We start from the raw sequence: 20,974 nt of genomic DNA on the forward strand, positions 1-20,974 counted from the left end.
GACCGGCGTAGCCGGGGACGGAGCGGGGCGGAGGCAGGAGCGTCGTCCCCGGCGGTGACGCCGGGGAGCGCGCGGCGAGCGGAGCGAGCCGCCTTGAACCCGTAGAGAACGTTGTAACGCATGGGGGGTTGAGCTGCCTCAGGCACCCACGTGTTCCGTGAGGCAGACGAACATCGCCGGAGACCCTGGTGACAGGCGGCTGTAATCGAGGACCGCTGGGTAGGTCTGGCGGGTTCCGGGGTAGGTCGGGGCGCAGTCTTGGGGCGTATTGGCGAACAGTTCCGCTCCGTTTGGATCGAACGCGAGCCCGTTCTCCGGAGGCACGATGTCCGCTCCGCACTCGTACCCAGCGGCGTTCATCAGTAGCACCCCGTCGCGTGTGATGCCGCTTCTGCTGCCGGTCCAGGCGATGCAGAACGAGGAGCTGGGATCGCCTCCGGTCGTCGGCTCGGCGAGGAGCCGCACGGACTGGACCTCGATGGGTCCCCCGCATACGGAGTCGATGTCGGTGACGTGCCAGGGGGCGCCGGCGGCGCAGACTTCGGTGGCGGGCTTACAGTCCTTAGGGCCCCTGGGGGTCTTGAATGTGACGGGTACGCAGGAGCCCTTTACTGCTGGGGATTTGGCGGTCGCTGAGACGTCTGGCTGTGGGCTCACTATCGAGGGCGCAGTTGACGGGCGAGCCGGCCGCGGGTTGTCTGCTGCAGTGTCGTCGGACGCGCCAGAAGGACGGATGACCAGTAGGGCACCGTAAGCGGCGGCGAGGAGCGCGAGGGTGCCCGCCGCAGCGATGCCCTTCCAGGCGATGCGGCGCGCGTGCGGGTCTCGGACAACAGGGATGTTGTCGAGGGTGTCCCCGTTGTGGAAGCGAACCAGATCCTCATCAGGACGTGGTGGTCTTTGTGGCGATCCGCTGGACATGTATCCCCCTGACCTCGGATGCAGGTCAGGTTAGAGCGCACAGCATCACGACACTGCCACTTCGCGTTCTTGTGAGCTCAGCGGGTGATGCGCCAGAGCGGGGCAGCGTACTGCCCAGGGCGGCTGTTGATCAGGAGCGTTCTCAGATCCTCGCGCTGTCTGCCATTGAGGCCGAGTGCTTCAGTGATGCGGCGGAACGTCGTATGAGTGATGCCACGGCCGCGGGCTTCGGTCTCGAACTCGTCCAGCTGGCGGAGCGTTGTCTCCGGGTCCAGCGTGTGTTCCGGCTGGCTGCCGAGCCAACTGGCCTTGTTGCGCTCGTAGTCGATCTCCGAGTAGCCGCAGATTTCGCGACTCTGCTGTTCGACCTCGTCGAGGGTTTCCGTTGTGAGGATGGCGCGGGCGAGCTCGTTGCGGGTGAGCGCGTCGTCCAGGTTGGCTTCGTGGATGGTGGGGCCCTCGTCGGTGAGGGGGACCGGGAGGCCGGCGTCGCGGACTTCGCAGAGGCCGCGGACTCCTCGGGCTGTCGCGGCGAGCATGGCCGTTGCTTCCGAGGGGTGCCATTCCAGCACCGAGCTGACCGGTTCAACGTGCTCAGGTGTCAGGGTCAGCAGAGTGGAGCCGGTGCGGTCGCGTAGGTCCTTGGCTGGGATCTCGCCGTCCAAGCCGGGGCCTGCGACCAGGAGGCGTACGGGTGCGTTGACTTGGCAGCATGCCGCGAGCGTGAGGGCGTCGGCGAGTGGACTGCGCAACGTCGGCTCGTCGCCGCGGGCGAGGATGTCGCCGCCCACGTCCAGCAGGTCGATCGACTCGGGCTCCAGTTGCTGGATGAGTTCTTCGAGCTGGCGTGTGATGCCCTCGGCTCCGTGGTGCGGGTCGATCAGAGCGAAGGTCTGCGGGAGCTCCGCAGCGAGGCGCGGGAGTGTCGACCCTGCCGGGGGCACTGGACGCGCATCGCCGGGTACGACCTGGACGCTTCTGGTCAGGGGGCGCAGGCCGGTGAAGCTCGCCGGGCCTCGTGGACCCGGCACCGGATCAATCAGGAGGCGGTCCCACGCGTAGGTGAGAACCACGGCCGGCCCCTCGGTGCCGTACAGGGCGGCGTCGAGCATTGCGGCGGCGACTGCGTCGCCCCCTCCACCTGCTGCCACGATCAAGCGCGTCACCCGCGTCAGCGTACGGGTTAGCCTGCTAGCCACTCACCCTATAGTGGCTAGAGGTAATAGCCACTTAGGGAAGGGGCTCGGATGCCGCAGATTGAAGAGACCCAGCCCAAGTACCTGCAGATCGCGCACCACATCCGCGATCAGATCTTGCGCGGCGACTTGCGGCCGGGAGATGAGGTCCCGTCGGAGCGGCAACTTGCTACCGACTGGAAGGTATCGCGGCCCACGGCCGCCCGCTCCCTCGAAGCGCTGAGCCATCAGGGCCTCGTCGAGAAGCGTCAAGGCTCGGGCACCTACGTTCGTGGGCTGCAAGTGAACCGCCGTGCCCGTGAGTTGTACGGCCGGGCCAGACAAACGGGCAAGATCTACACGCCAGGCGAGTACGCGGTGATCACTTCGGCCGGGTGGCTGGACGCTCCTGAGCACGTTGCTGAAGCCCTGAGTCTGGCGGCCGGCAGTCGAGCGGTCCACCGTCGGCGAGTGACGAACAACGAGGCTGGGCCGATCACGCTGTCCACTTCGTGGTTCGGCGCTGAGGTCGGCAACCGTGCACCAAAGCTCCTGGAGCCGGACCGTATCCGCGAAGGCACGCTCATGTACGTCGAGGGCATGACGGGCCGGCAGGGCAACTACGCGGAAGACCGTATGTGCGCACGGGCAGCCACTGATGAGGAAGCAGCTGACCTCAAGTTGCCTGCTGGGTCTGCCGTGTTGATCGTGCATCACGTCGTCTATGACCTGCAGGATCGCCCGCTGGAGTTCGCCGAAGCCACTTATCCGCCGGGGCGTTGGGCCTTCGAGCAGGGCTACCCGATCACCTGAAAGACGCTCCACTGTTGGAGAAGCGCTTGCGCCCCTCAAGTGGCCAATGCCACTATCCACTAAGTGGCTAAGGCCACTTAGTGGAAGGGGGTACGACTGTGACCCACGAAGGCGCTGGATTAGCGCGCTCCGCGCATGCGCCTTGCGTTGCATGCCGGGGACAGGGTTGGAAGCGCGTTGGCTCTCGCTCCGCTCTGGCGCTCTCCGCTGCCAATGGTCGCGCTCGTGCCACGTCCAAGCGGCGCTGTCTCGACTGTGACGGCACCGGTAGGGAGTGAAGCGCATGAGTGGTGTCACTGAAGGTCTCGCCGACCCGGGTCCAGAGCCCGTTTCGATCGGCCGCATGACGTTGTATCCCGAGCCCGAATCGGTCTCTCGCGCCCGTCGTTGGTTCCGGAAGTTCTTGGACCCGTACGGCCTGACATGCTCGCTGGACGACTGCGTCCTGATGGTCTCCGAGTTGGTCACCAACGCCATCCTCTACGGCGAGGCCGAGGATGCATGGCGGGTGCGTGTCGAGTGGTGGCGTGTAGGGGAAGCGTTGCGGGTCGACGTGCACAATCCCGGGTTCCCGGCCCATGTGCGAATGCGGCAACCCGCCGCCGACGAGGCGCATGGGCGAGGGCTTTGCCTGGTCGATGAGCTGTCGGACTCCTGGAGTGCCGGAGCGAGTCCGCTCGGAGGGACAGTGGTCTCATTCGTGGTCGCCGGTGCTTGGAAGCACTGAGCCGTTGCCCACAAGTAGCGCGCCAATGGTGGCGACTCCACCGCGCGCCGCGCTGATCTATCAGCACTCGGACCTGGAGCGTCAGCGGGAGGTCGCCGCGGGCCTGGACCGATGATGTGAGCACGGCTTGATGCAGTGGATGACCAGGAATCTGACACGGATATGGCACGGGCGCCTAGCCCCGTCCGGGCGACAACAAAGGCCCGGGTCGATGACCTGGGCCTTTTCCATGGAGCGGGTGACGGGAATCGAACCCGCGCTCTGAGCTTGGGAAGCTCATGTTCTACCATTAAACTACACCCGCCTTGCGGACCGTGATCGGAGCCGCAGCGTCGCTCACTCTACCTCATCGCAGGCCCCCGGCGAATGACGCCGCGGGGCCCGCGTGGCGTTCCGCTGTCCGGGGTCGGCCTGGATGCGGGTGCGGGGCGCGGGAGTTGGGGCGTACCGTTGGTGTGGGCCTTCCGGTCGGAGTGCCGCCCGCAAGCTCGTCCCGTACATCCCCTAATGTGGTCGTTCGTCCGCATTCGCTGGGGAAGGGAACCGATGGACTTGATGGAGCGCACCGTCGTCCGCTGTGCCGAAGGGCATGTCTTCAGTACCTCTTCGCTCCCGATGCAGCAGCTCGGGAACGCCCGGATCGGGCCCGGGCGGCTCATCCGTTGTCCGCGGTGTGCGCGGCTGCGGAGCGTCGTGCCCGTGGAGTCCGTCGAGCGGTAGGCCGCACACAGGAAGCCGGCTGGGGACAGCTGGACCAGCAGAGGCGCGCGGGCTGCCGGGTGCGGTCGGGTCGCGCGCTCTGCGTATCCTCGGGGAGTGCTTCTCTCAGACAAGGACATCCGGGCCGAGATCGACGCCGGGCGGGTCCGCCTCGACCCGTTCGACGAATCCATGGTGCAGCCCTCGAGCATCGATGTGCGGCTCGACCGCTACTTCCGGGTGTTCGAGAACCACCGTTACCCCCACATCGACCCAGCCGTCGAGCAGGCCGATCTGACGCGCCTGGTCGAACCTGACGGGGACGAGGCGTTCATCCTGCACCCCGGGGAGTTCGTGCTGGCCTCCACGTACGAGGTCATCTCGCTGCCCGACGATCTGGCCTCGCGGCTGGAGGGCAAGAGTTCCCTCGGGCGGCTCGGGCTGGTCACCCACTCGACCGCCGGGTTCATCGACCCCGGGTTCTCCGGGCACGTCACGCTGGAGCTGTCGAATCTCGCGACGCTGCCGATCAAGCTGTGGCCCGGCATGAAGATCGGCCAGCTGTGCCTGTTCCGGCTCAGCTCGTCGGCCGAATTCCCGTACGGGAGCGAGCGGTACGGCTCGCGCTACCAGGGGCAGCGCGGCCCCACCGCCTCCCGGTCGTTCCAGAACTTCCATCGGACACAGGTGTGACGCATGAGTGACGTACGAGAGAACCTGACGTACGAGAAGTTCGGCGGCGCGATCCGGGAGCTGGCGCAGACGATCGCCGACGACGGGTACGAGCCCGATGTCGTGCTGTCCATCGCCCGCGGTGGCGTCTTCGTCGCCGGCGGACTCGCGTACGCGCTCGACTGCAAGAACATCCACCTGGTCAACGTGGAGTTCTACACCGGGGTGGGCACCACCCTGGAGATGCCGGTGATGCTCGCGCCGGTGCCCAACGTGATCGACTTCTCGGACAAGAAGGTCCTGATCGCCGATGACGTCGCCGACACCGGCAAGACGCTGAAGCTGGTCCGCGACTTCTGTGTCGACCACGTCGCCGAGGTGCGCAGCGCCGTCATCTACGAGAAGTCCCACTCCCTCGTGAAGTGCGAGTACGTGTGGAAGCGGACGGACGACTGGATCAACTTCCCCTGGAGCGTGGAGAAGCCCGTCGTCCGCCGGGCCGGTCAGATCCTCGACGCCTGAGGGGTCGACAGGACGACCGCCCCGATCGCAGCCGAAGGAAGGGCCCCCGCCGATGCCTGCGGGGGCCCTTCTCCCTGTGCTCAGGGGGTCAGATCGTGCCCAGCTTGATGATCGAGAGCAGCGCGATCAGCTGGATCGCCGACGCCCCCAGCGCCTTCGGCCACGGCAGGTCGTGCGACTTGCTCACCATCGAGGTGAACAGGGCCGCCGCCGCCAGCCAGGTCGCCCAGCCGAGGATCTGGACCAGGGAGTTCTCGCCGCCCAGGAAGAGGGCGAAGACCAGGCGCGGGGCGTCCGTGATGGACATGATCAGCATGGAGAGGCCGACCGTCGGCTGCCAGGCGCCGTCGCCGCCGAGCTGGCGGGCGAGGGTGTGGGTCACCGCGCCGAGGATCAGACCACCGATCACGAACGCGACGGCCGTGGTCAGGACGTACGGGATCGCGGTGGAGATCGTCGCGTTGATCGTCTCTTCGCGGGCCTTGTCGAAGCCGAAGATCGCGAGCATGCCGTAGAGGAAGGTGACGACGATCGCCGGGCCCCAGACCGCGTAGTCGCGCATCTGGAAGAACGTCGACCCCGGGCGCAGCACGATGCCGCTCAGCAGCTGCTTCCAGTGCAGGCGCGGACCCGCGGGGGCGGCGGGGGTGTTGCCCGCATGGTAGGTCGCGCCGTGGCCGTACGGGTCCTCGTTGACGCTGAACGCCTGGGTGTGACCAGGGTTGTTGGCGTACGGGTCACCCTGCGGGCCGCCCTGGTGCGGGTGCTGCTGGTACGGGTCGCCGAAGTACTCCGGCTCGCCGTACGGCCCTTGATGCTGCTGCGCGCCGCCGCCCGCATGGGGCCACTGCGGCCGCTGCTGCTGTGCGTACGGCGGCGCCCCACGGCCTCCTCCGCCGCCGTAGGGCGGTGGTGCCTGCGGGGGTTGCTGCTGCGTGCGGTTGTCCCGGCCGCGTCCGATCCTGAATCCAGCCACGTATTCGAACGTACCCGGTCCGGCGGCGCTGGGTGGAGCGGAGCGGGATCGGGCGGGCCTTTGCTGCTGAGCTGTGACATCCCTTAAGGGAACCCCGGGGGGTCTGCCGGAAGGCCCTCAGGGACCCGCCGAGGCGGTGCGCCGGCCCTGCGCCGGAGGCCGCGCCAGGGCCGGCGCCAGGCTCAGCGCCCGAGCCGCCGCACCGCCCCGGCAGGGGGCCTCAGCGCAGGAAGACCGACGTACTGAAGGTGATCATCGGCTGCCTGCGCCCCGCCCCGTACAGCGCCACCACGTCCCTCCGCTCGCCCCGGTACGTCGTCCGCGTCACCAGGTCCGGGCGCTTGTCGCCGTCGAAGTCCGCCCTGCGCAGCAGCTCCGTGATGGAGTCGCCGCCCGTGGGGAGTTCCGGCAGCGGCAGGGGCTCGGCGCGGTACGGGCCGCCCGCGCGGCCGGGGCCGTCCGGGCCGCCCAGCAGCAGCGTGCCACCGGCCGCCGTACCGGGCCGGGGTGCGCGGGCGAGGACCACGAGGTCGTCGTAACCGTCGCTGTCGGCGTCGGGGCCCGTGGTGGGGGCGGAGAGGGCCGGACCGCCGACGGAGACGGTCGCTGCCGCCGCGCGAGGGGCTCCGGTACGGCTGAAGGGGCCGCGCAGGAGGACGACCCGGAAGCCGGCCCCGCGCGCGGAGGCGGTGACCGCCAGATCCGCGCTGCCGTCGCCGTCGAAGTCGCCGCAGACGGGGCCGGGCTGTACGTCTCCGGGGCGGGCCTGCTCGGGGATGCGCAGCGCGACCGCCGTGCCGGACAGGCCGGTGGGGGAGCCGAAGAGCAGCTGGAGGGGTACGGGCGGGCCGCCGGGGCCGTCGTACGGCGGGGTGTCCGTGGCGATGACCAGGTCCGCGAAGCCGTCCCCGTCGAGGTCGCACGAGGTGGCGGCTTCGAAGACGGCGGGAGGCCCGCCCCGGACGGCGGTGGCGTGGGCGCGCGGGGTGAGGAGGCGCCGTACGGAGGGGTCGAGGGGGCGCGGTCCTGCGGTTCCGTGGACGATCCCGATGCCCGCGTCGCCGTCGGGCCCGCCGCCGCCCTTGCCGTCGGCACGGCTCTCGCCGGCCGTCACCACGAGGTCGTTCAGGACGAGGTCGCGGTGGCCGTCGCCGTTGAAGTCGTCGGGGAGGCGGCTGCCTCTGCCGCGGGGGACCGGGAGCAGCTCGCCCGCCGTCCGGCCGGCAGGAGGCGGGGCGTCACCGTTCTTGGCGCCCGCCCCCGCCCCGGCACCCGTCGGATCGGCCGGCTCCGCCGCTGACGTACAACCCGCCAGCAGCAGGGCGCACAGGCCGAGCGCGCCGAGTGCGGACGCCCTGCGCGTGCCGGAGGGCCGGTGCGTCCTCCGTGCCCCGGTCCACCGCCCCACCGCCCGTCGTGTCCGCACAGCCCACCGTCCCGCTCGATCCGTACGCCTCGCTTTCGCCCTGCCGCCCCATGATGCTGGTCCGGCCTCGCTCCGACGCCGGCGGAACACTCACGAACACGAAGAAGCGGCCGGTTCTGCCCCCGAGGCAGATCCGGCCGCTTCCTTCACCCGTGGGCGCCACCGGGCACCCGTCGTGCGCACCCGGCGCGTACGCCTGTTACTTCACCGGTTCCGGCTCCGGCGCGTCCTCGGGCTCCTCGGACGCGGCCGGGTCGGCCGGGGTCCTGACCGAGTCGAGCAGCAGTTGCGCCACGTCGACGACCTGGAGGCTCTCCTTCGCCTTGCCGTCGTTCTTCTTGCCGTTGACGGAGTCGGTGAGCATGACGAGGCAGAAGGGGCAGGCGGTGGAGACGATGTCCGGGTTGAGGGACAGCGCCTCGTCCACGCGCTCGGTGTTGATGCGCTTGCCGATCCGCTCCTCCATCCACATCCGCGCACCGCCGGCGCCGCAGCAGAAGCCGCGCTCCTTGTGGCGGTGCATCTCCTGCTGGCGCAGGCCCGGGACGGCGGACATGATCTCGCGCGGCGGCGTGTAGACCTTGTTGTGACGGCCCAGGTAGCAGGGGTCGTGGTACGTGATCAGGCCCTCGACCGGGGTCACCGGGATCAGCTTGCCCTCGTCGATGAGGTGCTGGAGCAGCTGCGTGTGGTGGATGACCTCGAACTCGCCGCCCAGCTGCGGGTACTCGTTCGCGATCGTGTTGAAGCAGTGCGGGCAGGTCGCGACGATCTTCTTCGAAGCCTTGGGCTTCTTCGTCGACTCGTCCTCGTCGTCCTCGCCGAACGCCATGTTCAGCATCGCGACGTTCTCCTGGCCGAGCTGCTGGAACAACGGCTCGTTGCCGAGGCGGCGGGCCGAGTCACCGGTGCACTTCTCGTCGCCGCCCATGATCGCGAACGTGACGCCCGCCATGTGCAGCAGCTCCGCGAAGGCCTTGGTGGTCTTCTTGGCCCGGTCCTCCAGGGCGCCGGCGCAGCCGACCCAGTACAGGTACTCGACCTCGGTGAGGTCCTCGACGTCCTGTCCGACGATCGGGACCTCGAAGTCGACCTCCTTGGTCCACTCGACGCGCTGCTTCTTGGCCAGCCCCCAGGGGTTGCCCTTCTTCTCCAGGTTCTTGAGCATCGTGCCCGCCTCGGACGGGAACGCGGACTCGATCATCACCTGGTAGCGGCGCATGTCGACGATGTGGTCGATGTGCTCGATGTCGACCGGGCACTGTTCCACGCACGCACCGCAGGTGGTGCAGGACCACAGCACGTCCGGGTCGATGACGCCGTTCTCCTCGAGCGTGCCGATCAGCGGACGCTCGGCCTCCGCGAGGGCGGCCGCGGGAACGTCCCCCAGCTGCTCCTCGGAGGCCTTCTCCTCGCCCTCCATCGTCTTGCCGCCGCCGGCCAGCAGGTACGGGGCCTTGGCGTGCGCGTGGTCGCGCAGCGACATGATGAGCAGCTTCGGGGAGAGCGGCTTTCCGGTGTTCCAGGCGGGGCACTGCGACTGGCAGCGGCCGCACTCGGTGCACGTGGAGAAGTCGAGGATGCCCTTCCAGGAGAACTGCTCGACCTGGGAGACGCCGAAGACGTCGTCCTCGCCCGGGTCATCGAAGTCGATCTCCTTGCCGCCGCTCGTCATCGGCTGGAGCGCGCCGAGCGCGGTGGAGCCGTCGGCGTTCCGCTTGAACCAGATGTTCGGGAAGCCGAGGAAGCGGTGCCAGGCGACACCCATGTTGGTGTTGAGCGAGACCGTGATCATCCAGATCAGCGAGGTGCCGATCTTGATCATCGCGGTGAAGTAGATCAGCGTCTGGAGCGTGGAGACGCTCAGTCCCTTGAACGCCAGGACCAGGGGGTACGAGACGAAGTACGCCGCCTCGTAGTGCTCCACGTGGTGGATCGCGCCCTCGAGCCCGCGCAGGGCGAGGATCGCGAGTCCGATGGTGAGGATGACGTACTCGACGAAGTAGGCCTGCCAGGCCTTCGAGCCGGCGAAGCGGGACTTGCGTCCCGCGCGGGACGGCAGGTTCAGCAGCCGGATCGCCATCAGCACGACGATGCCGACGACCGTCATCAGACCGATGAACTCGATGTACATCTCGAACGGCAGGAAGCCGCCCAGGATCGGCAGGACCCAGTCGGCCTCGAAGAGTTGCCCGTACGCCTGCGCCAGCGTGGGCGGCAGGGTGAGGAAGCCGATGGCGACGAACCAGTGGGCGAAGCCCACGATCCCCCACCGGTTCATACGGGTATGGCCGAGGAACTCCTTGACCAGGGTGATCGTGCGCTGCTTGGGGTCGTCGGTCCGGCTGCCCGCAGGCACGGGCTGGCCGAGCTTCACGAACCGGTAGATCTGCGCGACGGCTCGGGCGATGAGCGCAACGCCGACCACGGTCAGAACCAACGACACGATGATCGCGGCGAGTTGCATGAGGGGGCTCCTCGGGCCTGCGAGGGTGGGAAACTATCCAGCACTACTAAGCGGTAACTTATCCAGTCCGTGCTGAGAGTACCCACTTATTCCGCCGCACTGTAGCTGGGCGGCCGGTGATCTGTGTCGCTCAGGCATGCCTCACCGGGACGCGCGGGCGGCGTCCGGCGAGAGCGGCGGGCAGGGTGCGGACCATGATCGCCAGGTCGAGTCCCAGCCAGTGCTGTTCGACGTAGTGGAGGTCGAGTACGGCCTTCTCCTCCCAGGGCATTTCGGAGCGGCCGCTGACCTGCCAGAGGCCGGTGAGTCCGGGGCGCACTCCGAGACGGGTGCGGAGGCCGCCGACGGCGGGGTCGGCGTCCTCGGGGCGCAGCGGGCGCGGGCCCACCAGCGACATCTCTCCGCGGACGACATTGATCAGCTGGGGCAGCTCGTCGAGGAAGTGGCGGTGCAGGAGGCGGCCGGTGCGGGTGCCCGGGGCCGCGCGGAAGGCGAGTATGCCGAAGGAGCGGCCCGCGAGGCCGATGCGCCGGCGCCGGACGAGGGCCCCGCGCCGTGAGGTCAGGGCGACCGCGAGGGCGACGACGCCCATCAGCGGGGTCAGGAGAAGGAGCAGCAGCAGGCCGCCCGTCACATCCATCAGGCGTTTGGCGGACACACCCCTGACGGGCGTCAACCGCGCGACCGGCATCATGGGCGCACACCCTTCCTCCGCTGTTGACTGGCCTTGACCGTATTTTTGCGCGTTTGGCGGTATTGCGGCTACGACTCTGGCAGACGAACGCCATTCGATCGCTGCGCCACGCGTGTGAGGCCGTCCGGCCGGGCATGCGGCACCCGTCGCGGCGAAGTATGCATATAAGAGCGGGATAAAAGTTGAGTGGGGTCGACTCAGGTCTGTTGACTACGAGGACCGGGTCATGCATCCTTGAGCGAGATCTACTCAAGTCTGCTGGAGGAATTGACATGGCACGTGCGGTCGGCATCGACCTGGGCACGACTAACTCCGTCGTCAGCGTTCTGGAGGGCGGCGAGCCCACCGTCATCACCAACGCCGAGGGTGCCAGGACCACGCCGTCCGTCGTCGCCTTCGCGAAGAATGGTGAAGTGCTGGTCGGCGAGGTGGCAAAGCGCCAGGCGGTCACCAACGTCGACAGGACCATCCGGTCGGTCAAGCGCCACATGGGCACCGACTGGAAGATCGAGCTCGACGGGAAGAACTTCAACCCGCAGCAGATGAGCGCCTTCATCCTGCAGAAGCTGAAGCGCGACGCGGAGTCCTACCTCGGCGAGAAGGTCACCGACGCGGTGATCACCGTCCCGGCGTACTTCAACGACTCCGAGCGCCAGGCGACGAAGGAGGCCGGCGAGATCGCCGGTCTGAACGTGCTGCGCATCGTCAACGAGCCCACCGCCGCCGCGCTGGCGTACGGCCTCGACAAGGACGACCAGACCATCCTGGTCTTCGACCTCGGTGGCGGCACCTTCGACGTCTCGCTGCTGGAGATCGGTGACGGCGTCGTCGAGGTGAAGGCGACCAACGGTGACAACCACCTCGGTGGTGACGACTGGGACCAGCGTGTCGTCGACTACCTGGTGAAGCAGTTCGCCAACGGCCACGGTGTGGACCTCGGCAAGGACAAGATGGCTCTCCAGCGTCTCCGCGAGGCCGCGGAGAAGGCGAAGATCGAGCTCTCGTCCTCGACCGAGACGACGATCAACCTGCCCTACATCACGGCGTCGGCCGAGGGCCCGCTGCACCTGGACGAGAAGCTGACGCGCGCTCAGTTCCAGCAGCTGACCGCCGACCTGCTGGAGCGCTGCAAGACGCCGTTCCACAACGTCATCAAGGACGCGGGCATCCAGCTCTCCGAGATCGACCACGTCGTTCTCGTCGGTGGCTCGACCCGTATGCCCGCCGTCGCCGAGCTCGTCAAGGAGCTCACCGGTGGCAAGGACGCCAACAAGGGCGTGAACCCGGACGAGGTCGTCGCCATCGGCGCCGCGCTCCAGGCCGGTGTCCTCAAGGGTGAGGTCAAGGACGTTCTGCTCCTCGACGTGACCCCGCTGTCCCTCGGTATCGAGACCAAGGGCGGCATCATGACCAAGCTCATCGAGCGCAACACCACGATCCCGACCAAGCGGTCCGAGATCTTCACGACGGCCGAGGACAACCAGCCGTCGGTGCAGATCCAGGTCTACCAGGGCGAGCGCGAGATCGCGGCGTACAACAAGAAGCTCGGGATGTTCGAGCTGACCGGTCTGCCGCCGGCCCCGCGCGGGGTCCCGCAGATCGAGGTCGCCTTCGACATCGACGCCAACGGCATCATGCACGTGACCGCGAAGGACCTGGGCACGGGCAAGGAGCAGAAGATGACCGTCACCGGCGGCTCCTCGCTGCCGAAGGACGAGGTCGACCGGATGCGCCAGGAGGCCGAGCAGTACGCGGACGAGGACCACCGCCGCCGCGAGGCCGCCGAGTCCCGCAACCAGGGCGAGCAGCTCGTCTACCAGACCGAGAAGTTCCTCAAGGACAACGAGGACAAGGTCCCGGGCGACGTGAAGACCGAGGTCGAGGAGGCGCTCGGCGAGCTGAAGGAGAAGCTCAAGGGCGAGGACACGGCCGAGATCCGCACCGCGACGGAGAAGGTCGCCGCCGTCTCGCAGAAGCTGGGCCAGGCCATGTACGCCGACGCCCAGGCCGGCCAGGCCGCCGGTGGGGCCGAGGGCGCGCAGGACGGTGCCGCGGGTCAGTCCGCGGACGCCGCCGATGATGTCGTGGACGCCGAGATCGTCGACGACGAGAAGGACTCCGGACGTCAGGGTGGTGCCGCGTGACGGAGGAGACTCCGGGGTTCGACGAGCACGACGAGAACCCCTCCGTCCCCTCCGGCGCGACATCTGACGACGCCGCCGAGCCCGCCGAGCCCTCCGAGAAGGAGGGCCCGGCGGCCCCGGCAGGGGACGCAGCAAAGATTGCCGCCCTGACGGCTCAGCTGGACCAGGTCCGTACGGCTGCCAACGAGCGCACGGCCGACCTCCAGCGGCTCCAGGCCGAGTACCAGAACTACCGCCGTCGTGTGGAGCGCGACCGGATCACGGTCAAGGAGATCGCCACGGCGACTCTGCTGACCGAGCTCCTGCCCGTGCTCGACGACATCGGCCGCGCCCGTGAACACGGGGAACTCGTGGGCGGGTTCAAGTCGGTCGCCGAATCTCTCGAGACGGCGGCCGCCAAGATGGGCCTGCAGCAGTTCGGCAAGGAGGGCGAGCCCTTCGACCCGACGATCCACGAGGCGCTGATGCACAGTTACGCACCGGACGTCACCGAGACCACGTGCGTCGCGGTGCTTCAGCCGGGGTATCGCATCGGCGAGCGGACCATCCGCCCCGCGCGGGTCGCGGTGGCCGAGCCCCAGCCGGGCGCGGCCCCCAAGGAAGAGACGGCGAACGACGAGGAGAGCGGTGGCCCGGACGAGGGCTGACGCAATGATCGTCCGAGAGGAGGGACGTCGATGAGCACGAAGGACTTCGTCGAGAAGGACTACTACAAGGTTCTCGGCGTCCCCAAGGACGCCACCGAGGCCGAGATCAAGAAGGCGTACCGGAAGCTCGCCCGCGAGTTCCACCCGGACGCCAACAAGGGCGACGCCAAGGCGGAGGAGCGCTTCAAGGAGATCTCCGAGGCCAACGACGTGCTCGGCGACCCCAAGCGGCGCAAGGAGTACGACGAGGCGCGCGCCCTCTTCGGCAACGGCGGCTTCCGGGCCGGGCCCGGTGCCGCCGGCGGCAGCTTCAACTTCGACCTGGGCGACCTCTTCGGGGGCGCCCAGGGCGGGCCGCAGAGCGGCGGAGCCGGCGGCTTCGGCGGCGGGCTCGGCGACGTCTTCGGCGGGCTGTTCAACCGCGGCGCCGGCACCGGCGCGGGTACGCGGACGCAGCCCCGCCGCGGCCAGGACATCGAGTCCGAGGTGACGCTCAGCTTCACCGAGGCGGTCGACGGGGCCACGGTCCCGCTGCGGATGTCCAGTTCGGCGGCGTGCAAGGCATGTGCGGGCACCGGCGACAAGAACGGCACACCCAGGGTGTGCCCGACCTGCGTCGGCACCGGCCAGGTCTCGCGCGGCGGCAGCGGCTCGTTCTCGCTGACCGACCCGTGCGTGGACTGCAAGGGCCGCGGGCTCATCGCTCAGGACCCCTGCGAGGTCTGCAAGGGCAGCGGGCGCGCCCGCTCCTCGCGCACCATGCAGGTCAGGATTCCCGCGGGCGTCTCGGACAGCCAGCGGATCCGGCTGCGCGGCAAGGGCGCACCCGGTGAACGGGGCGGTCCCGCGGGCGACTTGTACGTGGTCGTGCACGTCGACGCCCATCCCGTCTTCGGCCGCAAGGGCGACAACCTCACGGTCACCGTGCCCGTCACCTACACGGAGGCGGCGCTCGGCGGCGAGGTGAAGGTGCCGACCCTGGGCGGTCCGCCGGTGACGCTGAAACTGCCCGCGGGCACCCCCAACGGCCGTACGATGCGGGCCCGTGGCAAGGGAGCCGTACGCAAGGACGGCACCCGCGGTGATCTGCTGGTCACCGTCGAGGTCGCGGTCCCCACGGAGCTGAGCGACAAGGCGAAGGAAGCGCTGGAGGCCTACCGCGAAGCCACCGCGGAAGAGGACCCGCGGGCCGAGCTGTTCCAGGCCGCGAAGGGAGCATGAGATGGATGGCCGGAGCGGACGAAGCCGGAACCCTTATCAGCTGACCGACGAGTCACCGGTGTATGTGATCTCGGTGGCGGCCCAGCTGTCCGGCCTGCATCCCCAGACCCTGCGTCAGTACGACCGTCTCGGTCTGGTCTCTCCCGACAGAACCCCCGGCCGGGGCAGGCGTTACTCGGCCCGCGACATCGAACTGCTGCGCACCGTCCAGCAGTTGTCGCAGGACGAGGGCATCAACCTGGCCGGTATCAAGCGCATCATCGAGCTGGAGAACCAGGTCGCGGCGCTCCAGTCCCGCGTCGCCGAGCTGGCTTCGGCGGTCGAGGGCGCGGCGGCGGCCATGCAGCAGCGTGAGGCCCAGGTGCACGCCTCGTACCGGCGCGATCTCGTGCCGTACCAGGATGTGCAGCAGGCGAGCGCGCTGGTGGTGTGGCGGCCCAAGCGGACCTCCGAGTAGGGCCGTACGGCCCGGGGCCGTCAGCCGGGAGCTGTCGGTCCGCGGCCTTCCAGCAGGACACCCGGCGGGGCCGGAGAGCGACATGCTCTCCGGCCCCGCCGTCGTGCTGTCCGCTGGCATATAGCTGACCCCCCGGTGCAGCAAGCTGACAGCGATCTCGGTGGAGTGCGTCCGGAGCCGCTGGCAGGCTGGAACTCGCCGGCAGGAAAGAGTCAGCACGCGAGGTTTGTGGGGGAATGAGCGATGAGCGTCAGCACTGTTGCCAGAAAGAGCACCGCGGCCCTGATCTCGGGCGTGGCCGTGCTCGCACTGGCGGCGCCGGCCCAGGCGTTGGCCGGATCGGCCGGGGCCGGGAACACCGGCGGTCAGGGTGTGCACGGACCGTCGGGCCTGGCGGCCGAGGTGGCCGGGAAGCTCTGTGGGCTGCCCCTGCCGAAGCCCCTGACCACGGTGGTGGGCAACGTGGCGATGTGCGTCAACGGCTGGCAGTGAGGGTGCCGGACGAGAGGGCACGGGAGGTACCCGCGGCACCGGAAGGGGGCGTGGGGGCAGGGGGACACGCGGGGCCCGACGGGCCCGCACGGGTGGAAGGGCCCGCGGGGGCAGGGGGTTTCGCGGCAGCGGGGGGATGCGCCGAGTTGCACGCCGTCCGCGTCGCCGTGGACGCGGCGCCGGGGGAGATCGCCGTCATCAGGCTCATCGGGATGCTGCCCGCGGACTGGGTCTGCGGGCAGCGGGTGGAGGAGGACCGCATCTGGTTGCGGGTCCATTCGGCGGGGGGAGCCGGAACCGATGTCGTACAGGAGCGGCTCAGGGCCGCGCTCAGGGAGGGACCGCCGGGGTGGCGGGAGACGGCGCCGCGTCCGTGACGCCGGCCGCCCGCCGTGTGGCAGCGTCCGCGACACCCGCCGCCCGCCGTGGCACCGCGCTCGTGACACCCACCGCCCGCCGTGGCTAGATCAGTCCCTTCTCCCGGGCCAGCAGGGCCGCGTGAGGTCTGCTGCTGGCCCCCAGGATGCGCAGCACATCGGCCACATGGCGGCGGTACGTACGGACCGAGATGTCCAGGTTCCGGGCGCCCGTCTCGTCCTTGGCCACCCGGCACATCTCCTCCAGGACCTGCTGCTCTACACCGGAGAGCACGCCCGACGACGCGGACTCGGTGTCCGTGAGGGCGGGCAGATCCGTCGCGTGGTCCCAGATCTTCTCGAAGAGCGCCAGGATGTTGGAGACCAGCCCGGCCTGCTGGGTGACCAGCGCGCCGCGGGCGGTGTCCACCGGATCGACGGGGACCAGCGCGGTCTGCCGGTCGTAGACGAGGATGCGCTCCGAGAGGCTGCCGGCGACGCGGATCACCGCGCCCTGCACGGTCAGTTCGCGCAGATAGGCGACGGTCGGAGGGTGGTCGAGCGCCTCGCGCAGCACCACGCTGCGGATGCGCACACCGCGCCGCAGACAGCGGGTGTCGAGCGGCCGGGAGTGCGCGATGTTCTCCGGGGTCAGAGCCGTGTACGGCTCGACGGAGAGGATCTCCTCGCGGGCGAAGAAGGCCAGGTCGTCGATCCGGTCGCGGAGCCTGGCGAGGACCTCCAGCCGTTCGACCCCCTGGGTCACGAGCGGGCGCGCGTCCTGCTCGGCCCGCAGCCCGGCGATCAGATGCCGGGACTGGGTGACCTGGCGGAGCTGGTCGTGCAGTTCGCGCAGCCGCAGATCGGTGAGGCGGTCCACCGCGTTCTCCGGGTCGGCGGCGACGGTCCCGCCGGCCTCTCCCGTGCGCAGCAGGCTCAGTTCCGTGAGCCGCTCCAGCACCTTTTCGACTTCCTCGCGCGCTGCGTGGAGGAGGACATGGATGTCCTCGGCGGAGGTGTCCGGATTCCTCAGGAAGTGCCGGTAGACACGCTCCTCCGTGGCTGTCAGTCCGAGTATGGACAGGCTTGCGCCGCTCACTGTTGCCCCCCGTGCCGTCCTGCCGATGGCCCGCCGGGCATGGGTCAGATGCTGCGCGAGCCACCGAAGTGATCAAGGAGAGGGTAATTCAACGGTAAAGACGTTGCGAGGGCCCGGACCGGTCGATGGACGGGGGACGGTGAACGATCAATGAAGGAGGCAGCCTTGATATCAGTGACCGATCGACACGTACTGGACTTCACCCGGCTCACGGAGCGTGAGCTGGAGGTGCTGCTCCTGCTGGCGAGCGGCGAGCAGAACCGGTGGGTGGCGCGCCGGCTGGGGATCGCCGAACGCACGGTGAGGGCGCACACGACGAGCATCGTGCGGAAGCTGAATCTGAAGTCGCGCTTCGAGGCGGCGCTCGTGTCGAACCTGTACGCGGACGACATCAGGGGCGTACGCGTCTGACGGTGGGACGATCGCGCGTGAGCGCGCCGAGCGTGCGAACGCCGGACGGGCCGGGGACCTCCCCCGCCCGTCCGGCGTTTTCGCGTCTGCGGGCGCCCGCGTCCGGGACAGCCCGCGGCCACGGGATCGTACGGACGGCTCAGCGCTCCGGAGCATCCCCGGAGCGCCCGAAGTCCCCTGCTACGGAAGGGCCGTGGCCACCGCGTCGATCGCCATCATCCACATCGGCTGGGCGCCCGTGCCGAAGGCCGCCGCGAGGGCGTAGCCCACCGCCGCGTCCAGCGGCTCGACCTTCGCGTCCTCGCGCCACTCCGCTATCACCCGGCCGTCGCCGTCCGAGGAGAAGTCGCCGATGTGCAGGCCGTCGCGTACGAGGCGGCTGCTCGGGACGGAGTCCGGGACCAGGCGGTACGACGTGCCCGCGTGGTCGACGTCCACGGCGTACGAACGCCGGGTCAGACGGCCCTTGGAGGGGGTCAGCTTCGCCTGGGTCCCGTCGATCCGCAGGGTCAGCTGCCCGGGGTCGCGGGTGCCGATGGCGATGTGCTCGTCCTTCTCCGAGTCCGGCGCGCGGTCGAGGGTGATCCGGGGGATCGCCTCGCCCTCGACCAGCAGGGATTCCTGGCCCTCCAGCCGGACGCGCAGCTCTCCGAAGCGGTCGTCCTGGACGGGGGCGGGTGTGGGGGCGGTGTCGTTCATGGGGGGTCCTTCGGTCCTTCAGCGTGGTCAGAACTGACGGTTCACAACAGTGTGTCGGGTGGTGCTCAGTGGGCCGCGGCCAGTTGGGTCGCGGTGAGGTCCCGGTAGAGATCATTCCTTGCGAGCAGGTCCTGGTGCAGGCCGTGGTCGCGAACCCGGCCGCCCTCGAAGAGGATCAGCTGGTCGGCGGAGGTCACGGTGGACAGCCGGTGCGCGATGAGCAGCACCGTGCAGTCCTCGGCGGCCTGTTCGACCGTCTTGCGCAGAGCCGTCTCGCTCAGGCCGTCCAGATGCGCGGTGACCTCGTCGAGGAGGAGTACCTGGGGCCGGCGCAGCAACGCGCGGGCGATGGCGAGGCGTTGGCGTTCTCCGCCCGACAGGGCGAGCCCGCGGGAGCCGATGGCGGTGTCGAGCCCGTCGGGCAGGCCCGCCACGAAGCCGTCCAGGAGTGTCTTGCGCAGCACGTCCGCGATGTCCGTCTCGCTCGCGTCGGGAGCGGAGTAGAGGAGGTTCTCCCGGATCGTGCCGGCGAGCATAGGGGAGTCCTGTTCGACATAGGCGATACGGCGCCTGAGCTCGGCCCGGGTGAACGAGCGGATGTCGGTGCCGTCGAGGAGGATGCTGCCGCCGTCCAGGTCGTAGAACCGCTGGATCAGGGAGAAGACGGTGGTCTTCCCCGAGCCCGAGGGGCCCACGATCGCCGTGATGCGGCCGGCGGGCGCGGTGAAACTGGTGCCCACGAGCGTGGGCGTCCGCCCGGGATAGCCGAACGTCAGGTTCTCGACGGTGACCCGCGGCGGCGGGCCGACCGGGGCGGCGGGCTGGTCGTCCACGTCGTCCTCCGCCTCCATCCCGCGCACCTCCTCGATACGGGCGAGGGCGCCGAGTCCCTGCTGGAGCGCGGTCGTTCCGCCGACGAGGGAGAGCACGGGACCGCCCAGGTTGAACAGATAGAGCAGGAAGCCGATCAGGGCCGCCAGGTCCAGGGTGCCGGTGGCGACGAGCGCGCCGCCGAAGCCGATGACCGCGAGGAACGACGCCTGCACGATCAGGCCGGAGAGCACGGCGATCATGGCGTGGTAACGGGCGCCGGTGAGTCCGGCGCGATAGGCGTCCTCGGCGGCGGCCGTGGCCCGTTCGGTCTCCTTCGCCTCACCGCCGTTGGCCTTCACGGTGCGGGCGGCACCCAGCGAGCGGTCGAGGGCGGCGCCGATGTCGCCGACGGAGCGCTGAGCCTCGGTGGTGACCCGGCGGATGCGCGGCATGACCACACCCATGGCGACACCGATGACGAGCAGCACACCCGAGGTGATGCCGAGCAGCGGCAGGCTGGTGATGCCCATCAGCACGATGGTGGCGAGCAGATGGATCGATCCGTCGACGAGCTGGATGAGCCCGCCGGTGGCCGCGTGCTGCACGAGCGTGGAGTCGGACGTGACGCGGGTGGTCAGGCCGCCCGGTTCGGTGCGGTCCAGCTCGCCGGTGCGCAGCCGGATCAGCCGGGAGATGAGGCCGCGGCGGACCTGGAGGACCACGCGTTCCGCGGTGCGCTCGCTCAACCAGGCCTGGGACCACATGAGTCCCACCGACAGGACCAGCAGCCCGACCAGGAGAAGGATGTCGTCGCGCAGGCTGCTGCCGGTCATCAGCTTGGTGAGGACCGACTGGATGACCATGGGCTGGGCGAGGCCGGCGGCGCTGCCCAGCAGGGTCAGCAGCAGCACCACCGAGAGGACTCCGCGGTGCGGCCGCGCATACGAGAGCAGCGCGCGCAGCGCGGGCCGCTCGGCCGGAGGCTGTTCTGCGTCAGGTGTGTTCACCCCGGTATTTCTAGTCCCTCTATATGTGCGCGGGGAATTGGCGCTTGCGGCTATGCCGGGACCGGCTATGCCCCGAACGGCAATGCCGCAACGGTCGTTGCCGCAACAGCCAATGGTGCCGCGTCCACGAGGTGGGCCACTATCGATCTGTCCGCAACGGACAAGCCCTCAAGGGCCATTACCCACCGAAGGAATTCTCATGCAGAACGTTTCCGAGAAGGACCTGTTCGACGGCTACACCGCCTACACCTCGGCCGAGGAGCTGGGCCTGCACGACGGCAAGGAGGCCGCCCCGGCGTTCAGCCCCACCATCCCGTGGGCCATCCGCGCCACCATCATCACCGCCCGCTCCTCGCAGCAGTGTGCCGCCGCGCTCGGCTCCCTCGCCGCGAAGACCGTCGAGAAGAAGTGCTGATCACGCCTGCCGTGAGCTGAGCCTCGGGGTCCGGCCGGCGCGCCCGCGCGGCCCGCCCGGGCCCCGCCCCCCCCCCCCCCCCCGCACCCCCCGGGGGCCGGGGAGGTGTTGAGGGCCCCCC

The 20,974-nt window shown here is 69.3% G+C and carries 21 protein-coding genes and 1 tRNA gene; 12 read left to right on the forward strand and 10 right to left on the reverse strand.

The features are described 5' to 3' along the window. Positions 1-138 precede the first annotated feature (138 nt). Both ACFWU3_RS05115 and ACFWU3_RS05120 read right to left on the reverse strand, forming a co-directional pair. Positions 139-465 (reverse strand): hypothetical protein, encoded by a 327-nt coding sequence (locus ACFWU3_RS05115; protein WP_384431323.1) that lies wholly within the window; start codon positions 463-465, stop codon positions 139-141. 533 nt (positions 466-998) lie between these two features. After that, positions 999-2,033: a DUF1152 domain-containing protein gene (locus ACFWU3_RS05120; RefSeq protein ID WP_384431326.1), complete on the reverse strand. Its 1,035-nt coding sequence runs from the start codon at positions 2,031-2,033 to the stop codon at positions 999-1,001. 135 nt (positions 2,034-2,168) lie between these two features. On the opposite strand from ACFWU3_RS05120, the gene ACFWU3_RS05125 reads away from it, so the two are divergent. Next, positions 2,169-2,909 carry a GntR family transcriptional regulator gene (locus ACFWU3_RS05125; protein WP_384431329.1) on the forward strand — a complete coding sequence of 247 codons (741 nt, stop codon included), beginning with the start codon at positions 2,169-2,171 and terminating at the stop codon, positions 2,907-2,909. 283 nt (positions 2,910-3,192) lie between these two features. Beyond that, entirely contained in the window at positions 3,193-3,636 is a 444-nt protein-coding gene (locus ACFWU3_RS05130) for an ATP-binding protein (RefSeq protein WP_384431332.1), read from the forward strand. 230 nt (positions 3,637-3,866) lie between these two features. Here the strand turns inward: ACFWU3_RS05130 and ACFWU3_RS05135 are convergent. Beyond that, positions 3,867-3,940, reverse strand: a tRNA-Gly gene (locus ACFWU3_RS05135). A 512-nt stretch (positions 3,941-4,452) separates the two neighbouring features. On the opposite strand from ACFWU3_RS05135, the gene dcd reads away from it, so the two are divergent. Further along, positions 4,453-5,028, forward strand: coding sequence for a dCTP deaminase (dcd, locus tag ACFWU3_RS05140; protein ID WP_313945125.1), 576 nt, complete (start codon positions 4,453-4,455; stop codon positions 5,026-5,028). A 3-nt stretch (positions 5,029-5,031) separates the two neighbouring features. Then, positions 5,032-5,529: a phosphoribosyltransferase gene (locus ACFWU3_RS05145; protein ID WP_384431335.1), complete on the forward strand. Its 498-nt coding sequence runs from the start codon at positions 5,032-5,034 to the stop codon at positions 5,527-5,529. Positions 5,530-5,617: 88 nt separating this feature from the next. On the opposite strand, the gene ACFWU3_RS05150 is transcribed toward ACFWU3_RS05145, so the two are convergent. The 4 genes from ACFWU3_RS05150 to ACFWU3_RS05165 all read right to left on the reverse strand — a co-directional run bounded on the left by ACFWU3_RS05150 (position 5,618) and on the right by ACFWU3_RS05165 (position 11,056). Next, positions 5,618-6,505, reverse strand: coding sequence for a Yip1 family protein (locus tag ACFWU3_RS05150; RefSeq protein WP_384431338.1), 888 nt, complete (start codon positions 6,503-6,505; stop codon positions 5,618-5,620). A 220-nt stretch (positions 6,506-6,725) separates the two neighbouring features. After that, the gene (locus tag ACFWU3_RS05155) at positions 6,726-7,931 is read right to left on the reverse strand and encodes an FG-GAP repeat domain-containing protein (protein ID WP_384431341.1); all 1,206 of its coding nucleotides are present in this window, start codon (positions 7,929-7,931) and stop codon (positions 6,726-6,728) included. Between the two features lie 199 nt (positions 7,932-8,130). Next, positions 8,131-10,398 carry a heterodisulfide reductase-related iron-sulfur binding cluster gene (locus ACFWU3_RS05160; RefSeq protein WP_384431344.1) on the reverse strand — a complete coding sequence of 756 codons (2,268 nt, stop codon included), beginning with the start codon at positions 10,396-10,398 and terminating at the stop codon, positions 8,131-8,133. A gap of 130 nt (positions 10,399-10,528) precedes the next feature. Further along, positions 10,529-11,056, reverse strand: coding sequence for a sugar transferase (locus ACFWU3_RS05165; protein WP_384431347.1), 528 nt, complete (start codon positions 11,054-11,056; stop codon positions 10,529-10,531). 308 nt (positions 11,057-11,364) lie between these two features. Between ACFWU3_RS05165 and dnaK the strand changes: the two genes are divergently transcribed. The 6 genes from dnaK (at position 11,365) to ACFWU3_RS05195 (ending at position 16,430) form a co-directional block, all read left to right on the forward strand. Then, complete coding sequence (dnaK, locus tag ACFWU3_RS05170; protein WP_384431350.1) at positions 11,365-13,236, forward strand: molecular chaperone DnaK; 1,872 nt, start codon at positions 11,365-11,367, stop codon at positions 13,234-13,236. Next, on the forward strand, positions 13,233-13,883 hold the full coding sequence (gene grpE, locus ACFWU3_RS05175; RefSeq protein WP_384431353.1) for a nucleotide exchange factor GrpE: 651 nt from the start codon (positions 13,233-13,235) through the stop codon (positions 13,881-13,883). The genes dnaK and grpE overlap by 4 nt, the downstream gene beginning before the upstream one ends. A 30-nt stretch (positions 13,884-13,913) precedes the next feature. Further along, the gene (dnaJ, locus tag ACFWU3_RS05180; protein ID WP_384431356.1) at positions 13,914-15,104 is read left to right on the forward strand and encodes a molecular chaperone DnaJ; all 1,191 of its coding nucleotides are present in this window, start codon (positions 13,914-13,916) and stop codon (positions 15,102-15,104) included. A 1-nt stretch (position 15,105) separates the two neighbouring features. Further along, positions 15,106-15,561: a heat shock protein transcriptional repressor HspR gene (locus tag ACFWU3_RS05185; RefSeq protein WP_313945117.1), complete on the forward strand. Its 456-nt coding sequence runs from the start codon at positions 15,106-15,108 to the stop codon at positions 15,559-15,561. A gap of 243 nt (positions 15,562-15,804) precedes the next feature. After that, positions 15,805-16,053, forward strand: a complete 249-nt coding sequence (locus ACFWU3_RS05190; protein ID WP_384431359.1) for a hypothetical protein — start codon at positions 15,805-15,807, stop codon at positions 16,051-16,053. A gap of 146 nt (positions 16,054-16,199) precedes the next feature. Beyond that, positions 16,200-16,430: a hypothetical protein gene (locus tag ACFWU3_RS05195; RefSeq protein ID WP_384431362.1), complete on the forward strand. Its 231-nt coding sequence runs from the start codon at positions 16,200-16,202 to the stop codon at positions 16,428-16,430. Between the two features lie 85 nt (positions 16,431-16,515). On the opposite strand, the gene ACFWU3_RS05200 is transcribed toward ACFWU3_RS05195, so the two are convergent. Then, positions 16,516-17,508: a helix-turn-helix transcriptional regulator gene (locus ACFWU3_RS05200; RefSeq protein ID WP_384431365.1), complete on the reverse strand. Its 993-nt coding sequence runs from the start codon at positions 17,506-17,508 to the stop codon at positions 16,516-16,518. Between the two features lie 174 nt (positions 17,509-17,682). On the opposite strand from ACFWU3_RS05200, the gene ACFWU3_RS05205 reads away from it, so the two are divergent. Then, positions 17,683-17,919 (forward strand): LuxR C-terminal-related transcriptional regulator, encoded by a 237-nt coding sequence (locus tag ACFWU3_RS05205; RefSeq protein WP_313945113.1) that lies wholly within the window; start codon positions 17,683-17,685, stop codon positions 17,917-17,919. A gap of 180 nt (positions 17,920-18,099) precedes the next feature. Here the strand turns inward: ACFWU3_RS05205 and ACFWU3_RS05210 are convergent, their stop codons facing one another. Further along, complete coding sequence (locus ACFWU3_RS05210; RefSeq protein ID WP_384431368.1) at positions 18,100-18,618, reverse strand: hypothetical protein; 519 nt, start codon at positions 18,616-18,618, stop codon at positions 18,100-18,102. Positions 18,619-18,683: 65 nt separating this feature from the next. After that, a complete protein-coding gene (locus ACFWU3_RS05215; protein WP_384431371.1) occupies positions 18,684-20,438 on the reverse strand; it encodes an ABC transporter ATP-binding protein in 1,755 nt (584 codons plus the stop codon). Positions 20,439-20,637: 199 nt separating this feature from the next. Here ACFWU3_RS05215 and lxmA point away from each other — a divergent pair, with 199 nt between their 5' ends. Beyond that, positions 20,638-20,853: a lexapeptide family class V lantibiotic gene (lxmA, locus tag ACFWU3_RS05220; protein ID WP_313945110.1), complete on the forward strand. Its 216-nt coding sequence runs from the start codon at positions 20,638-20,640 to the stop codon at positions 20,851-20,853. Positions 20,854-20,974 lie beyond the last annotated feature (121 nt).

The sequence above is a fragment of the Streptomyces sp. NPDC058685 genome (assembly GCF_042714725.1).
Lineage (GTDB): Bacteria > Actinomycetota > Actinomycetes > Streptomycetales > Streptomycetaceae > Streptomyces.